The 17,441-nt window shown below is 33.1% G+C and carries 13 protein-coding genes and 1 tRNA gene; 4 read left to right on the top strand and 10 right to left on the bottom strand.

Annotation, left to right across the window (positions count from 1 at the left end):
- Positions 1-65: 65 nt before the first annotated feature.
- Positions 66-3,281 (bottom strand): hypothetical protein, encoded by a 3,216-nt coding sequence (locus tag MKS83_RS09815; protein WP_240583018.1) that lies wholly within the window; start codon positions 3,279-3,281, stop codon positions 66-68.
- A gap of 187 nt (positions 3,282-3,468) precedes the next feature.
- Between MKS83_RS09815 and MKS83_RS09810 the strand changes: the two genes are divergently transcribed.
- The 3 genes from MKS83_RS09810 to MKS83_RS09800 all read left to right on the top strand — a co-directional run bounded on the left by MKS83_RS09810 (position 3,469) and on the right by MKS83_RS09800 (position 6,849).
- Positions 3,469-4,269 carry a T9SS type A sorting domain-containing protein gene (locus MKS83_RS09810; RefSeq protein WP_240583017.1) on the top strand — a complete coding sequence of 267 codons (801 nt, stop codon included), beginning with the start codon at positions 3,469-3,471 and terminating at the stop codon, positions 4,267-4,269.
- Positions 4,270-4,388: 119 nt separating this feature from the next.
- Positions 4,389-5,111, top strand: a complete 723-nt coding sequence (locus MKS83_RS09805) for a hypothetical protein (protein ID WP_240583016.1) — start codon at positions 4,389-4,391, stop codon at positions 5,109-5,111.
- A gap of 22 nt (positions 5,112-5,133) precedes the next feature.
- Positions 5,134-6,849: a T9SS type A sorting domain-containing protein gene (locus tag MKS83_RS09800; protein ID WP_240583015.1), complete on the top strand. Its 1,716-nt coding sequence runs from the start codon at positions 5,134-5,136 to the stop codon at positions 6,847-6,849.
- A gap of 43 nt (positions 6,850-6,892) precedes the next feature.
- Here the strand turns inward: MKS83_RS09800 and MKS83_RS09795 are convergent, their stop codons facing one another.
- The 8 genes from MKS83_RS09795 to MKS83_RS09760 form a co-directional block, all read right to left on the bottom strand.
- Entirely contained in the window at positions 6,893-9,709 is a 2,817-nt protein-coding gene (locus MKS83_RS09795; RefSeq protein WP_240583014.1) for an aminopeptidase, read from the bottom strand.
- A 149-nt stretch (positions 9,710-9,858) separates the two neighbouring features.
- Entirely contained in the window at positions 9,859-11,217 is a 1,359-nt protein-coding gene (gene pyrF / locus MKS83_RS09790) for an orotidine-5'-phosphate decarboxylase (protein ID WP_240583013.1), read from the bottom strand.
- A 276-nt stretch (positions 11,218-11,493) separates the two neighbouring features.
- Positions 11,494-11,841, bottom strand: a complete 348-nt coding sequence (locus tag MKS83_RS09785; protein ID WP_240583012.1) for a YkvA family protein — start codon at positions 11,839-11,841, stop codon at positions 11,494-11,496.
- Positions 11,842-11,924: 83 nt separating this feature from the next.
- Complete coding sequence (locus tag MKS83_RS09780; RefSeq protein ID WP_240583011.1) at positions 11,925-12,464, bottom strand: TlpA family protein disulfide reductase; 540 nt, start codon at positions 12,462-12,464, stop codon at positions 11,925-11,927.
- 65 nt (positions 12,465-12,529) lie between these two features.
- The gene (locus MKS83_RS09775) at positions 12,530-13,093 is read right to left on the bottom strand and encodes a thioredoxin family protein (RefSeq protein WP_240583010.1); all 564 of its coding nucleotides are present in this window, start codon (positions 13,091-13,093) and stop codon (positions 12,530-12,532) included.
- A 15-nt stretch (positions 13,094-13,108) separates the two neighbouring features.
- Positions 13,109-14,179, bottom strand: a complete 1,071-nt coding sequence (gene aroC, locus MKS83_RS09770; protein ID WP_240583009.1) for a chorismate synthase — start codon at positions 14,177-14,179, stop codon at positions 13,109-13,111.
- 44 nt (positions 14,180-14,223) lie between these two features.
- Positions 14,224-15,861, bottom strand: coding sequence for an LIC_10190 family membrane protein (locus tag MKS83_RS09765; protein ID WP_240583008.1), 1,638 nt, complete (start codon positions 15,859-15,861; stop codon positions 14,224-14,226).
- Between the two features lie 53 nt (positions 15,862-15,914).
- Positions 15,915-16,460 carry a YMGG-like glycine zipper-containing protein gene (locus tag MKS83_RS09760; RefSeq protein ID WP_240583007.1) on the bottom strand — a complete coding sequence of 182 codons (546 nt, stop codon included), beginning with the start codon at positions 16,458-16,460 and terminating at the stop codon, positions 15,915-15,917.
- Between the two features lie 478 nt (positions 16,461-16,938).
- Between MKS83_RS09760 and MKS83_RS09755 the strand changes: the two genes are divergently transcribed.
- On the top strand, positions 16,939-17,139 hold the full coding sequence (locus MKS83_RS09755; RefSeq protein ID WP_240583006.1) for a hypothetical protein: 201 nt from the start codon (positions 16,939-16,941) through the stop codon (positions 17,137-17,139).
- 134 nt (positions 17,140-17,273) lie between these two features.
- On the opposite strand, the gene MKS83_RS09750 is transcribed toward MKS83_RS09755, so the two are convergent.
- Positions 17,274-17,347: transfer RNA gene (locus MKS83_RS09750), tRNA-Cys, on the bottom strand.
- Between the last annotated feature and the right edge of the window lie 94 nt (positions 17,348-17,441).

The following is a 17,441-nucleotide window of genomic DNA, read 5'->3' as shown; positions in this document are numbered from 1 at the left end:
AATTTACGAAATTCTAATCTTTTGAAAATATGATAATATCTATTACTGTAATTAATAAGAAAATGTTAGAAACTGGCTTTCACCTGCATGCTTCCGATATGAATGGTTCTGTCCCCTGAATTTCTTCCTTCATAAGTTAAATTTAGCTGAAGGAAAGAGTTGATCGCCTGCTGGATAAATACACTCCATACTTGGTTTTTTCCAGGTTTTAATCCGTCAAGCATTTGATTTCCCACAATACTGAAATTGTTTCCCGTGAAATCGTTATTAATGAATGAAAAATTCCCTCTGATGGACGTTTTTTTACGTTCCCACTGGATTGTTCCGGTAATGTCGAAAGCTTTTAATAATTCTTCACCATCTACTCTTTGCTTTTCTCTGTAAGCAGAAGAAAGCTCCGCCTGTATAGCATCGGTAAATTTATAAGTCGCTTTAGGCTTGGTTTCAAAATTGTTTAAGCGATAATCTCTTGTTGCGAACAGCTGGGAAGAGTTTTTAATATCATGGACAGAATTTTCCCAATCTACCCTGAATTCTTTATTAAACCAATACCCAATGTTTAAGAAGTGGGAAGTTTGCTCTCTTTCCTCATTACTGAAATTGGCATTGATGAGGTTATCGTTTGAGATAAAACGGTAGTTTCCGTTCCAGCCGGATTTTTCGGTAGGGTTGAACTGTACGGACGTTAAGATGTTTTGATTTTTAAGAATCTGATTATCATTTTTTTCAAAAGGATTGAGCACTAATACTTTATCTTTTTTATAAAATGAATTTTGTGAATTCAGGGAAATATTAAAATTCCAGCGTTTTAAAAATTTATTTTCGGAGTTAAAAACAATAGCCGGATTAACAAATAATGCTAACTGAAGCTTATTTTTATTAGACGGAAGATAGCGTACGGAATTGGTGTAAACTCTGATATATTGTGCCAAATCCGAATATTCCGCAATTTCAAACTCATCAAGCTGCTGAACGCCATCTCCGTTGTAATCGGTCCATTTATAAATACCTTGTCCGTCTGTTACCTTTAAATATTGGAATTCCCTTTGAGCTTCCTGTCCGTTTCCTAATTCGTAAAATGCCTGTAGGCGCATTCCATTTCTGAAAAGCTGCTGATTATAAAGAATGTTTCCGACAACGAAATCATTGTTTTGGGTTACATCAGCATCCTGATTCTGATAGAAAAACTTTCGGTAGTGAAGCAGCGCATTTAGTGTCGTTTTTTCTGTTTTAATAATTTGACTTTCAGCCATGAATCCTAAAATATTATTCATGCTTTGAAGGCGGTTCTCACGCACAGAGTCATTGCCCCTCATATATACTTTTGCCAATAATTTGGTTCTGGTGCTGTCTCCGATTTTCTTCTGGACAAAAAGTTCTCTCCAGCTGAAACTGGTAACATCCATGAGTTGAGTATCATTGTAGGTTTTCTCATTATGCTCCATACTTCCCCCTACAGCCCAGCTTCCTTTCTGTCCGGTGAATTCCGTAGAAGCTCCCCCTCTTATGAATTTTGTGTTTTGAAGCGTTGCTTTTGTATCCAGATAAGATAAATTTCCTTTTGTTAAAAATTTACCTTTAGTCCAGGCGAAATCTAAATCATTTTTAATTCCTTTGTAAGAATCCTGTTCATCCAGATAATTGATCCGGTAGTTTAAAGTCGATTTATTATTCCATTTGTTTAAAAAGCTGAAAATAAATCTGTTCTGGGTCCTTCCGCTGAATTCCTGGGCCAAGTTGAAATCCCTGGAGAATTCCACATCATTGATACGGTCTAAAATATGGAATTGCTTATCAATGTACTGATATTCAAAAGTCGGAGTACCGCTCCAGTTGTTTTTCTTGAAAATTTTGTTTCCGAATATACGCCAGGCATATCCTGTATTCAATCTTGAATCTTTTGAGGAGAATAAGTTGACATCATAATTGCTTAAAGAGAAATCAGCTCCTATTTTACCGTCTTTAAGCGCATATTCAGAATTTAATGAGTATACCTGGGATTTTTCAGGAGAAGGCAGTTTTCTTACGGCTTTATAATCTCCTAAATTTGTTCCTACATATTCAAAAACACGTCCGTTATTGGTAGTCTGAGTAAGTTTGTAATCTCCAAGGTTGATTCCGAAATAAGTAAAAGATACCTGATAAAGGGTTTCATTGGGATCTGTTGAAAATTCATAATAATTTCCATTAGGATTTAGTCGGTACAGGATTTTATTCACATCATATTCGGTGACAACTCCTGATGGTGCATACATTAAATCAGGATTATTTCCTGCATCTGCTAAAATTTGTTCATCTTCCTTAGAAAGATTTAGAGCAAGAGGAGCATTTTTATTGTCATTTTCCATGAACCAGTTCAATCCTAGCTTAAGTTTTTCCCTTGCGTGTTCTATCTTTCCGGTAAATAAATACCTGGAATAATTTCTATTGGTATAGTTATAGGAAATGGTAATGAAATTTTGCTGGAAAATAGGTCGGAAACTGGTAAAAGTAACTTCACCGGTGTTGTAATTGATGATGTAATCCTGGTTTTCCCCTCTTTTCATTAAAATCCCATCAATGAAAACCTGTTCAGAACCCGAAATCAGCGTAATAAACTGTTCTCCGTTTTTACCTGTCAATCTGTAAGGACCCTGATTTCCTTCCACTCCCTGAAAGCGCACTCTGTGGAATTCACTTCGTGCTACGCCCATGGACACATCCACGAAAGTTTTATTTTCCTTTCCCATTTCGGTCTGGAACTGAAGTCCCATACTTCTTCTCTGGTATTTCGCAAAGTAATTTTTGGTTTCCGCCAGATCGAGATGTCCGGCTCTAAGGATAGATTTATCCTTTATATTAAGCTGCATATAAATCTTATCAAACTCTTCCAGGGTTTGGGTATATCCATCCGCCTGAATAGGAAGGTTGTGATCGGAAATACTGGCTAAAATCGTTACATCTTTAGAAAGCCTCCCGGAGATCTGAAGATCCATGGAACTCTGTACAGATTGTCCCTGGTTGTTACCAAAAGTAATTCCACGAATGATAGAACCTTTGGAATTTAGTTCCCCTAAAAATCTCTTTTTGTCATTTTTAGCCAAAACGGCTTCGTCTACAAGGATTCTGTTGCTGGTTCTTACAAAATCTAGAGTATCTTTTGCGAAAATATCCTGTTCCAGCTTAGCCGCAATGATGCTGTCTTTCTTTGCGGAGAGAATGCTGTCTTTTTTTAAAGTGTCTTTGGGCAGGTTAGGATTTTTCCACGAGAAAATCTGCGCATTTCCCTGGAATATGCCCATAAAAAACAATACGAATATTAAAAGATAATTCCGCAATTCTTTAAAAATAATTGGTAAAAATAGCTAAAAAAATACTTATACTTGGGGTTTTAGTAGTATTAACAAAAAATTAATTCAATTATTGCTTTTGATTAAAAAAATGATGTAATTTTGTGCTATAAATTATAAATAATTAAAAAATTAAATTATGAGAAAAATATTTACTGTTTTAGGAATTGTTGCTGTGTCTGCAGTAATGAATGCACAGCAAACGACTGTTTTATCTGAAGATTTTGCTACGTATACTGATGGTGGTAATACAGCTTCAACTGGTACAGGGGCACCAAGTGGAACTGATGTCTATAATCCAGGTTCTGCCACGAATCCAATTGCTCCGGTTGCAAACTTTCCTACCGGATCTAAAGTTTATAGTGCTGGTGGAATGGCTAAGTTAGGAACATCGTCGGCAATTGGAACTATGACTTCTAAAACTTTAGATTTATCTAGTAACGGAGGAAATGTAGTAATTACTTTTGATGTTAAAGGTTGGACAGCTACCCCAAGCACAATATTAGTAAAAGTAACAAATTTAGCGGATCAAACTGTTTCTTATTCGGCTGTAATGTCGGGATCGGCTGAGACAAAAACTGTTACATTTACTGGAGGACAAGCAAACTCAATTGTAACGTTTGAAACACCGACAACATCATTCAGAGCTTATTTAGATAATATTGTAATTAAAACTGTTGCTAGTGGCTCATTAGCTGTTGCAGATTTCGGAAAAGAAAAATCTCTTTTTGTAAAAAACACTTTTGTAAAGAATAATGAAATTGTTTTCGGAGCTGATGCAAAAGATGTAAAAGTTTACAATATGTTCGGACAAGTAGTAAAAACTGCATCGGTAAAAGCTGATGGAACTTTAAATATTGCTGATTTGGCAAAAGGAAACTATATCGTTACAGGTACTGTAAACAATCAAGCTATTTCTCAGAAGATTTTGAAAGATTAATTTTAACAGAGAATTATATTTTAAAAGAGCTGTCATTTTTGATAGCTCTTTTTTTTGTTGGTACAAAAAAATCACATAATTTAGAAAAAATTAACAACCATATAAATTAAAAAATTATCATGAAGAAAAAATTGGCTTTTTTAGCAGTTTTAAGTGGGTTATTTGTGAATGCACAAAGTAGTTGGTCATTAACAGGGAATTCTGGAACAACACCAGGGACTAACTTTATAGGAACAACAGATAACCAGAATTTGATATTTAAAACAAATAACTTAAATAGAATTGTAATTGGTGAGAATGGAAAAATAAGATTTGGAACGGGCTCTGCCATTAATCCTAACTATGATTTTTCATTTTGGGGAAATCCTATTTTTAATGTAGATGATATGGCAACATCTGTATTTCAAATTTATAATAACCCTAATGATTATATTCATTTTAGAGTGGATGGCTATAATATGATAGATTATTTACAGGAAGATTATGGTAAAGTTGTCATAGGTTCTAAAACTTTAGCTAATTGTTCTGATTGTAATAATTATAAACTTTTTGTAAAAGGAGGTATTCGAACAGAACAGGTAAAAGTAGATATCGCTGCTAATAATGGCTGGGCAGATTATGTATTCAAAAAAGATTATAAGTTGATGCCATTAAAAGAAGTAGAACATTTCATTACTAACAATGGCCATCTTCCGGAAGTTCCTTCTACAGAAGAGGCGATTAAAAATGGTATTGAGCTTAAGGAAATGAACATTCTTTTACTTAAAAAAATAGAAGAGCTTACCTTATATACTATTGAGCAGCAAAAGAGAATAGAAGCTTTGGAGAAAAAAGTAAAATAATAATTATATAAAACTGAAAGCTATGAAAAGATTTTATATAATGTTTTTACTTACGCTGCCATTATTATTGTTTTCTCAGGGGGAAAATGATAATTGGTATTTTGGAGGGTTTGCGGGTGTCAATTTTTCCAATGTAACTCCGAATCCATTATTAAATAGTGCTATGGGCGTAATTCAACAGCCTGTTGGTAGTATAAGTGATATCAATGGTGGTTTACTTTTTTACACCGATGGAAAATATGTTTGGAATAGAGATCATCAAATCATGCCAAACGGAATTTTAAATACCAATGGCTGGAATCCTTATGGAGTTCAGCTTTGTATTTTACCACATCCCGGTAATCCTAATTTATATTATATTTTCACTCCCGTTGCTTTTTATAATAACAATAGTGGAATAAGTTCCTATACCATTATTGATATGTCACTAGGTAATTTAAGTAATGGATTGCCCTTAGGTGATGTTATGCCTAATAGTAATTCAATACCTTTAGTAGATGAAAATGGAGCGTCATTTTCAGCAAACAATGTAAATATTGTTAGGCATTCCGATAATAATTCATTTTGGGTAGTGGTACCCAACAAAACAAAACTGTATAGTTATTTGGTAAATAATCAAGGTTTAATTAATACTCCGGTAGTCAGTAATATGCCCTTAAATATACCCAATTACTCTCCTACAACACATGGTGCATATTTAAAAATATCTCCTAAAGTGAGTGTAAGTAACAACTTTTCTAATTATCTATATATTTCTCATTGGGGGCAAGTAAGTGCAGGAAACTGGGCAAGCATAAAGGTTTTGTCATTTAATAATACTACAGGAAAAGTAACTAATGATTTTGTCCTTGATATTAGTACAAATCCTAGTGGATCAAGTACTGCTGAATTTAATAATAATGGATCCATCTTGTATATTGGTGCAAATGGAAATTCTAAAGTTTATGGTATTGATATGGTTAATATTTCCGGCTCGGTAAATTCTTATTTGTTGCCTATCAATTATTCATCATCTACTGCTGGGCCAAAAGATATGCAAAGAAATAAATGGGGGGATATTTATATGCCCTTCGAGGATAGTAATGGTTATCTGGCTAAAATTTTAAATATCAATAGTTTCAATAATGCAAGTATTGATGTTAATAATGTATATCTACAGGGTAAGAATACGAATAATAATCTTCCTCAGTTGGTGCAAACTAAAAATGCTATAGGAGATTGTGTTCCAAATATTTTGCTTACGTCATCAGAAACTAATACTACTTTTACATATAGAGCCTCTAATTCTATTACTACTCAGACAAACTACTCAACTGCTTCCAATCAAAATATAAAAATGAAAGCAGGATCCTATATTTCGTTGAATCCAAATACACATATAAAAGGTGAATTTTTGGCAAAAATAGAAGGATGTAGAGTTGGTGATTCTAATGATCAGTCTTCTGGAAGAAATGCCGGATTATTTCAAAAGCCGATTGAACTCTCGTTAGATTTACGTACAAAGGAAAATGTAGAAGAAAAAAATATTAATGTTTACCCTAATCCTGTTTCTACATTATTTACAATTGATACAGGGAATGAAAAACTTTTATTATGGGAGTTGTATGATTTCTCAGGTAAAAAAGTTTTAGAAGGAGAAAAAGAAAAAGCTGATATTCAACATTTGCCTTCGGGAACTTATATTTTGAAAATAAAATTGGCAAAAAGAAACATAAGTAAAACAATAATAAAAAAATAAGAATAAATAAAAACAGCTGCAATCCGTAGCTGTTTTTTTATTTCTAATACCAACCCCTTCTCGCAGCATTAATAATAGATCCCAGATTGAGAACCAAAGTGTACCGGATACGTTTTGCGTAGTCTTTGAAAGAAGGTTCAAAACCTAAAGAAGACTGTACAGGGAAATAAACCTCAAGAAAATCAGGAATTACTCTTACTTTTATTCCACTGTCCCAGATAAATTGAGTCGGTCGGTTTTTGTTTTTATAAAATCCGGCATCCGCATATACATGGAAAATTTTCCATACACTTGAATCTACATTGAAAGAAGTGATCCATTGGTTTACACTTCCTGGTAGGAAAGATTTGAAACCTCCGTCTGCCAGAATAAACTGCTGGGATAAAATTCCGCTGCTGGCGCTTTCACCTAGGAGTGTATAGGAAAATGAATAATTGGAAACCCTTGAAATCCCGTAGTTGAATGTGCTGTTCCGGGTATCGTTCCTTACAAAATATCCGGCAAATAATCGTAAACTTAATTTTTGCTTAGGAGCAAATTCCCATCTGTAAAAGCCTTCTGCAGTTATTTTATTGAAATCTTCCATTCCCTGAGTACTGATGCTTAAGCTTTTCTCATGAATCATCTGGCTGTCGCTGTATCCATATCCAAGACTCCAAAGATTGTATTTGTCATAATCTTTTTTGGCAATCATTGCCGGACTGAGATCTCTTTCAAAATAGTTGTATGAAAAAGCTAAACTTCTTCCTACTGTACTTCTTGGGTTTTTTCTGAAATTAATATTGGAGAAAGCAGATAATTTGCGATAAGCAAGATTGTAGTCATAATGAAAATAGGAGCCCGAAACTCCGAAAGTCAGACTTCGGATAATGCTTTCAGCAGGTAAAAAAGAGTACGAGATTGCCCCGGAACCTGTCATTTTTCCTGTTCCGGAACTGTACATCGGAGTCAATGAATACAGGAATTTCTGGTCAAAAAATGACTGGTTTTTAAAGTTGACTCCAAATAAAAATTTATCGTAAGTATTATTAAATCTGATCTTAGGACTTATATATATTTCATTGAATTCCGGATTGGGAATATCTTTTATAAATTTGAATTTAATTTTCTTGGTATTAGAGAAAAAACCTTTGGCATACAGGTAATTATCTCTGTATTTAGACTCGGGAAATATATAATCCTCATTCAGGGTGATTTTGTAAATATCATCTGCAGGAAGCGAAAAAGTTTTTGTTTTTGCATTCTCTTCAGCTTCGACCCAGTATTCTTGTTTGTTTCCTTCTTTGTCTTCCGTTTTTAATTTTACAGGGATATTTGAAAATGTATTCTTATGAATTTTAATATTCAGTGTATCATTTTCTTTCTGTAATCTTTTTAATTTGAAATTAACTCTGTTTTTATGCTCCAGAAAATCAGCCAGATATTCTGTTCTCTCATCTTTTTCAGCAAGTTCTTTTAAAAAATCTCTGGGATCAATCTTTTGATGTTGGTTTTTTAGTATGAAATCTTTTAAAAGGATATTAAAATTTTCATATCCCATTTTATCAGCAGAATAGTTGAACAAACTTCCCGTCTCAAAACTACTGATGGCCATATCATTAAAGTTGCTTAGAACCGTGAACTTTTCATCGACTTTCTGGTCAAGATTCTGCGACATGATATATTGATAGGCAATACCATAACGGTCAACCAATTTCACCTTGGAAGCATGGAATAATTTTAAAGGCTTTACTCCAAAAATTTTAGTTTCAGGAAGTGTTCCTAAAAGTTTGGTTTCTTTATAGAATTTATTCAGGTATTGAATTTCTAAATAAGATTTTAAGCCGTTTTTAAACCAATGATTATCCTGCTTATTGGTTATGATGGTTTCGTCAAGAATTTTCTTCGCAATAATTCCAAAATAGTCTAAATCTATTTTTTCAGCATCCGTAAAAAGAGGAAAATTAAACTTCCAGATACTAATGTCATTGTTCCCGAAAAAATCTTCCTTATTCCTGAATTTCTCAGAAATAAAAAGTGTTTCAGGAACAAATCCAAGTTTATCTTTGATAAATCTTAGATGAAGAGGTAAGAAAAATTCCAGATTTTCTTTTTCCTGTGGACTCAGATTGTACCCGAATTTAATTTCAGTATTAAGGTCATCGGAATTGATGTTGATCACCGGAAACTCTTTTTTAGAAAGAATAAATTCAGGATCAGTATCCAGATCATCCGTGAAATGGCCATTTGAAGATTGGGTGATGTTGCTTTGGATATAATATTTTGTTTCCGCTGCGAGATTAATGTCCCAAAAAGTATTGAAGTTTACAGACTCTTCAATATCATGATATTTTTTTGGATACTTATTATCCGGATCAAAGTGATCGGGAACAATAAAGAAATATTTTAAAATTATATTATTATCGGACGTTCCGTATCCTGTAAATTTTCGATCAGGAAGCTGCAATTGATACTGCAGTTGTAGTTTTATTTTTTCTCCCGGTTTCAGTGCTTGCTGCAAAGGCAGGAAAAGATTTTCATCTGAGAGATCTTGAACGGGAATATCCTGACCAGAATTTTTAATATGTAAGTTTAAAAGCTTTCCCTGTTGTTCATCTTTAGCAAAATGAAGATCAGTATTCCGGTCTTCCAGCTTTCTGTAGGCTAAAGAAGTTTCTCTTTTATGATAAGCAGAAATCCAGTTTAGCAGTTTTATAGAGTCCAGTTCTTTTTCGGAATGGTTAAAATAGACCAATTCCTGATTCACTGTTAATGTTTTATGATCTGCAGATAGCCTGGCTTCAACAGATATACTGTCTTTCTGTGCAGAAATCTCTACAACACCTAAAAACAAAATAAGACAAATACTAATTCTTTTCAATATTCCTGATAAAGCACCAAATATAACTTATTTTGAATAGATTTGGTAAAGATTTGAGCAAGGAATTGATAAAAAATTAACCACAAAAGATATAATAAACCTAAGTTCTTTTGTACCTCTTGTGGTTAAAAAATATTTTGAATTGTTTCTTATAAAGAATTCAGGTAAGCTTTCCATCCTTCATTTTTATAAGTGATGGCAGCCTGTTCAGGATTTTCAGCTTTATAAATTCCTCTACCTACAATAATGAAATCAGTGTGAAGCGTTCTGAATACATGTTCCGGAGTATTGTACTGCTGTCCTTTTCCATCACCCGAATCAGCTAGATTCACACCCGGAGTGAACAATAACAGTTCTTCAGGGAGTGTATTCTGAGAAACTCCTCCGATTACATTAGGATGAGATAAAGCTACTTTTAAAGCTTCTTCTCTGTAGCTGCTCGTAGTCAGAGCTCCTTTAGAAGACATTCCGATAATGGCAACCACCCCTACATTTTTAAAGCAGTCTAGAGACTCAAAGCCACCAATTACCTGTGAGGTTACAAAATCTGCCCAGTCTGTAATTTTGAAGACTCCGCTTGTGAACTGAAGCTCCTGAGTATTTCCTATATCTGCAAATTTTCTGTCTTCCATCAATAAGAAGTTGTGCTTTGCAGCTAATGCTTTTAACGGTGTAATTGTTTTTTCGTATTCGAAATCAGAAATAACGTCGATATGAGTTTTCAATGCAATAACGTGCGGTCCAACTTTATCAGCAAGATCTAATAATTCCTGAGTGGTCGTAACATCAGCAGAAGCAATTAGATTCGATTGTTTAGCAATCGCGGTTTCCAATAATTTTTTAGAAACAGAATGTTGTGTACTGCTTAGTTTTTGTTCGTAAGAAGATTTTGTCTTTTCTTCAAACTGAATATGGTTTCCCTGTAAGAAATCCTGAATTCTTTTTACCTCTTCATCAGATAATTCTCCATTTTCCTGAAGGATTTCGCAAACTTCTGAAATATTGAAAAGCGTGTGTACTTTATACCCTTTGCTTTCCAAAAGTTGTGTTCCGCCCTGCTCTCTGTCAAGAACAACAACGATATCTGCAACTTTAAGATCTTCCTGTTCTACTTCTGCGATGGTTTCGATCAAAGATTTTCCTGAAGTGATGACATCCTCTACCAAAAGACAGTTTTGCCCTTTCTGATAAATTCCTTCAATAAGTTTCTTTGTACCGTAATTTTTTGCTTCTTTTCTTTTAATAATTAACGGAATGTAGCTTTCCAAAGACATTGCTGTTGCCATAGGAAGTGCAGCGTAAGGAACTCCGCATATTAAATCGAAATTATCCAAAGGAAGCATTTCCAATAAATAATTAGCCAGGCTTTTCAAAATTTTAGGATCTGAAGCCAGCGGTCTTAAATCTACATAAAACGGACTTTCAATACCGCTTTTTAATGTAAATCTTCCGAATTTAATGATGCCCAGTTTGTAGCACTCCAAAAAGAATTCTTTTTTACTTTCCATTATTTTTTATTAGATGGTGCAAATTTAAGGATTTGAAAGCGAAATGGGAAAAAACTCAAAATCAATTTTATCTGGTAAAGTAAATAGTGAATTTACATTCAAATTTTTGATGATATTTTAAAACGTTATTGGGAGTTTTTTTGTTGTAGTTAAAAGGTTGCCATTTCGACGATAGGAGAAATCTAATTTTTATAATCAACGGATTCTTGACTTCGCTTTCGTTTAGAATAACAATTCATGTTAATAAAAAAACATTCCTTTTGGGAATGTTTGATTTTATTCTATTATTTCTGCATCAATAATCTTTGTTTCTCCGCTACTGTATTTTTGTTGGGCTTCCCAAAGTAAAAACTTATCTACCTCTTTAATGAGTTTTGGAATTACCAGATATAATACTGCAAGATCATCCATTACACCCAAAACAGGGATAGCTACTTCTGGAAGAAGATCGATGGGTGAAAGTATATAAAGAACACCTAATAGAGGAAGAATAATATCAATAGACTTGATTGGATACGTTCCTTTCCGCCACATTTTTATCATTCTGAAAATATCAGGGATCTTTTTAATGAAGCCTTTGTGATTGATGGCTTCTTTTGCAAGACTCAGTTTCGAATATTTCATTTTGTGTTTATAGTTTAAAATAATTTTAACTCTGTGTATATTTCACAAACTTTGTACCAAATAGATATAAAATTTAGTTAAAATTATTTGATAGTGCTGTCGATAAACTGATGTGCAGATTCTGAATTCCAATCTCTTGAAGCATCTTCTTTGATGAGGATTCTTCCGTTTTTATCCAAAAGATAAGTGGTAGGGAAAACTTTAGGAAGTATTTTCTCTGAAATAGGACTCTGTGCAATATAAACAGGAACGTCGTAGTTGTTTTCTTTCAAAAATTTTCTTACAGCATCTTCCTGATCGTTCATAGCTATTAAAACAAAACAGACCTTATCCTTTTTAGCATCATATAATTTCTGGATCGAAGGCCATTCTTTTCTGCATGGAGGGCACCATGTTCCCCAGAAATTAAGAAAGACAGCTTTATCTTTGAAAGCTTTAAGATTGGTACTCGGAACATTGATTCCTTGTAAATCAATATCATAATCTTCTTCGTTTACATGAACCGCATTTTCAATCGTAGCGATTGGAAAAAAAGTATCCTGTAATTTTTCTTTCACTCCCGGAACGAGTGCGATCACAGCAATAATGATGATTAATACAAGATAAATTATGTTTTTTTTCATGAGTTTTACTTATTTAATTTACCCTAAAATTTGTATCTTTTAAATATCAGCAAAAACCTAATATCTTAAAGAAGATCTAAAATTTCCTGAACGGCATCTTTACCTCTGTTTTTGGCATAATACAGCTGCAGGTCATTATAAAACTGATCTTTTGGATAACCTTCAGGATCGGCTTTGTGTTTCATCAGTAATTCTTTTCCATATTTTGGACGAGGTCCCCATGAATTTTTTACGTTGAAGTCTTTATCCAAAATAATAACTTTAGGAATAGATTCAGTTCCGTTGGTCAAAAACTGATTGATTAAACTTTTATCGCTGTCTCTTAGGAAGATTTTTACTTCATTATGACCTTCAAAAAATTTAATCAAAGCAGGAACTGTTGCGCTTGCATCACCACACCACGCTTCAGAAATGATTAAAATCTTTCCGTCAAAATTTTTAGCAGCAAGTTCTTTCAGCTGTTCTTCATCCGGAACGTATTTTTTCAAAGTTCTGTCCATTCTTTGAAGTCCCAGTTCATAGTACTGTTTATAGTCAATTTCCTGTTGAGTGGAAGGATTTTCTAATCGTTCTTTTGCGATTTGAATATATTCTTCATAAGAAATTCCTTGAGCCCAGTAATTTTCCATTACTTAAAATTTGTATTAAAAATTATTAATATTTCTTGTTTTGTTAATCAAAAATAAATCCGCTAAGACAAAAGCTGCCAAACTTTCCACTACGGGAACAGCTCTTGGAAGAACACAAGGATCATGGCGTCCTTTTCCTTCTACAATGGCAGGATTTCCAAATTTATCCACACTTTCCTGAGGTCTTAAAATAGTAGCCACTGGTTTGAAAGCTACCCGGAAATAAATATCCATTCCATTTGAAATTCCGCCTTGGATTCCACCGGAAAGATTAGATTTTGTAGTGAAATCCTCATTGAAAAGATCGTTATGCTCTTTTCCAGTCATTTTTGCACCACAGAATCCGCTTCCGTATTCAAAACCTTTTGCTGCATTGATATTCAGCATTGCTTTACCTAATTCTGCCTGCAGTTTTGAGAAGACAGGTTCACCAATTCCGACAGGAACATTTTTGATCACACATGTAATTGTTCCGCCGATTGTATTGCCTTCTTTTTTGATTTCTTTGATTCTCTCGATCATCTTTTCTGCTGTTTCAGCATCAGGACAACGAACTTCGTTGCTTTCTGTCTTAGAAAAATCCAAAGCCTGATAAGGTTTTTCACAGAAAATATCGCCTACAGAAGAGACGTAAGCGTTGATTTCAATATTTGATAAAAGCTGTTTTGCTAAAGCTCCGGCAACTACCCAGTTCATGGTTTCTCTTGCTGATGACTTTCCTCCGCCGCGATAATCTCTCAGACCATATTTTTGATCATACGTAAAATCTGCATGACTCGGACGATACGAGTTAGCAATATGGTCATAATCTTTTGATTTCTGATTTTCGTTTTCGATAATAAAACCAATGGGAGTTCCGGTTGTTTTTCCTTCAAAAATTCCTGAAAGAAACTGTACGGTGTCACTTTCTTTTCTTTGGGTTACAATTGCAGATTGTCCGGGTTTTCTTCGATCCAATTCGTATTGAATTTTATCAAAATCAACCGTTAAACCTGCCGGAAAATTATTGATGATTCCACCGTAAGCCAAGCCATGACTCTCTCCAAATGTTGTAAGACTGAGAAGATTACCTAAAGTATTTAACATGGTACAAATTTACGGCTTTTTCTTCAGATAAAAAGGCTCATACATTACTTCTGTTTATACAGATTGTTGATAGAATTGATCACGTTTTCTGCTTCGTTTTTTTCCTTTGAATTTAATTTTTTCCAGATAAATCCACTTTTGATATTGGTTTCATCGATGAGCTGAGGGAAAATTCCGGCTTTTATATACTCAAAAACGTAGCCTTCGGAAATAGCGGGAAGGGGAGTGCTGTAGTTGAGCGGATATTTTTTTGAAACATTGAAATTTAAATTACCGATTTTAAAAGTATTGAATTCAATAGCTTTATATACTGAAGGCTTGTAGAATTGTTTGGTTGTAATTTTTCCCATAGTACTTCCTAAGCTAAAGCTGGGTAGGTATCTTTTAAGAATATTCGGAAAAGATAAAAAAACTATTGAAAATAAAACTGCTGTTGAAAAAAAAGCAATTGATCTTTTTTGATTGAAAAAGTTGAGAAAAACTATAAAAAAAACTACAAAGAAAACATCTATGAAAAACCTGTATTGAGCTGAAAATGATAGAGTCAGAGAACTCTTAATAAGAATTGAAATAAAAAGTAAAGTGATAACTTTGTTTTTTCTGATAATTGTAAATACAAAGAATGCAATTAAGCTTAAAATAAAAAGAATATTAATTATTGACTTTATTCCATCTACGAATAACCAGTTTTTAATATATTCAAATGAGGAAAATTGCTGGATTTCCATATAGGAATATTGCATATCATATGTTTTTTGAAGAGCATATTGAGAAGAATTCTTTAAAATTTCAGGATTAGCTTGCCAATCAAGTCCCAAATTTCCTATGGCAATAGGGAAAACCGGATAGCCAAAAGTGTAGATGTTTTTGAAGATGTATAAAATAAGAATCCCTGCTCCTGGAATAAGTTGTTTAACATTTGATTTTATTATAAAAATAAAATATAAGATACATAAGATTGGGAGCCAGATTGTAGTGGGTTTAATTAAAAAAACAAAAACAGAATAAGTAAATAAAAGAGAGAAATTTTTGTTTTCTCGTAAAATCTCATTTAAGAGAACCAGAGAGAATATAATTGTTGGTAAATCCGGACTTGGAGATTGAGTAAATAATAATAAAACGGGAAGAAAGCATAAATGAATCCAGCTTTTTCTTTCTATGGTATATAAGGAGTAAACAATTAATAAAATTGAATTTATTCTTAAAAAAGGATCGGAAAAATTTGAAAAACCCGCTTGGAAAATATGCCAGACCGACATTTGCCCAAGTGTAAGATCAAGATTTGAAATCCCTTTGATTAATCCAACCTCTCTCAGCCATTTTATAGTAGGTACATAGTATCCAAAATGATCCAAAATAAAAGGATAGAAAGAACCACAAAATATAATGATCAACGAAATAACTGAAATTAACAGAGAATCTTTTTTTGAAAGAGTAAATTCTTTGTACAATTTATCTTTAATAAAATAAATCCATCCCAAAATAAGAGTAGGGATTTCAATATAAATATTTAACGGAATAAAGAAGGAAAGAACAGTCCAAATCAAACTGACGGTTAAAATTCCGGAAAATATTTTTCCTGAAATTCCTTTGAATAGAGGAGTTAATAAATGTTCTGAAATTCTTCCCCAACCGATTAAAACCGGAATAATTAAAATTGTTGAAAGTAAAATTAAAATCATAAAAAAAGATTGCTTAAAAATAAGCAATCTTTTAGTGTTATATTGAAAAATAATTAATTACTAGGCTGAACTCTACCGTCCTTTCTATCTCCGGCTCTACCAATCGTATATCCGGTTGCGCCTCCTACAACGCCACCGATTACAGCACCAAGTCCTCTGTTTTTCTTAGCAATAATGGCACCTGCTGCTGCACCACCTACGGCTCCGATGATAGTCCCTTTTGCTGCTTTACTCATCCCTTTTTTCTGAGTTGTTCCCTGCGAAGCGGTGCTGTTACTTCCATTATTGGCGTAACTTCCGTTTGAGCCTGAACTTTCTCTATAGATGGTTTTCTCTCTGGTTACCTGTGGTCTTGAATTATTTGAATTTGAAGCGGCTTCTTTTGCTTTTTTAGCTTCAACAATGCTGTCTGCTTGTTTTTGAGCTTCGTAAGCCATTTTTTCTTTTTCAATAGCTAATTTCTGTTTTTCAATTTCTAGCTGTCTCATCTGAAACTCTATTTTTTGTTGCTCCAGAGATTTTTCAGCTACTTGATCATCTTTTTTACAAGCTGTCATTAAAAATACTGACAAAAAACTTGCTAACACTATCTTTTTCATAATTCAATTTTTTATTGACAAAGATTTATCAATGGTTGTAATGATAATTTCAATTTTAAAGCCAAATAATGTTAATAAGTGTTAAAATTAGTGGAATGAAGGAAATCGATACTTTGAATTTTTCAATTACAAAAAGTGAATTCCAGATTTTAAATTGCTTTATTGTTCAGTATTTGTAATGTTTTTTGAATACTTATTTCACTTTTTCTTGAGGGAAAAATAAAAGTCTTTTTTTATTCCTGAAAAAATATGCTTAAAAGTACTTTAAACACTAGGTTTTGTGCTTTCATATGGACTTTTTGGTGAAAAAAATATTGTATTAAGTCAAAAAGTGATGAAATAATTATAAATCTATTTTAGGTGATTTTTTTACATTTTTTTTGATTTTATTACGAAAAAAAAACTTCAAAAAACAGTTTTTTTAGTTTTTTTATAATGATGTTATTTTTGTAGATTTGTATAAACTAAAAAACTTGCCATGGACTTATTTGATTATTCATTCATCAAACTGATTTTACTGTTTGTACTACTCATGTTTTTTACCGTTTGCCTGTACCTATTTCTTCGGAAGAGTAGCAACAGATCAGGATTCGGGTATTACGGTTATGATTTTCCCCATTACAAAAAATATATGGATCCTAAGAAAAAAGACCTGGACTCCAAAGAAGGAGTTAAATGATATAAATATTTTTAAATTTCATTTATAAAATATTCTAATCCAGATCAATGGTGGCTATAGAATTGTCTCTTGGTCAGATTAGATGTTTGGACCAGTATTAAACAAAAAAACTCAAATCTTAAGATTTGAGTTTTTGGAGGTGCCTAGCGGATTCGAACCGCTGTAGATGGTGTTGCAGACCACTGCCTAGCCGCTCGGCCAAAGCACCATTTTTTACGTCTGCAAATATAGTAAAATTTATTATTTAGCAAAAACTTTATGCTATATTTCTGTATTGTGAATCCTTTTATCTTGTTTATCAG

The sequence above is a fragment of the Chryseobacterium sp. Y16C genome, from assembly GCF_022488405.1.
In the GTDB taxonomy this organism is placed as follows: domain Bacteria; phylum Bacteroidota; class Bacteroidia; order Flavobacteriales; family Weeksellaceae; genus Chryseobacterium; species Chryseobacterium geocarposphaerae.
This window is presented reverse-complemented; position numbering and strand designations above follow the sequence as displayed.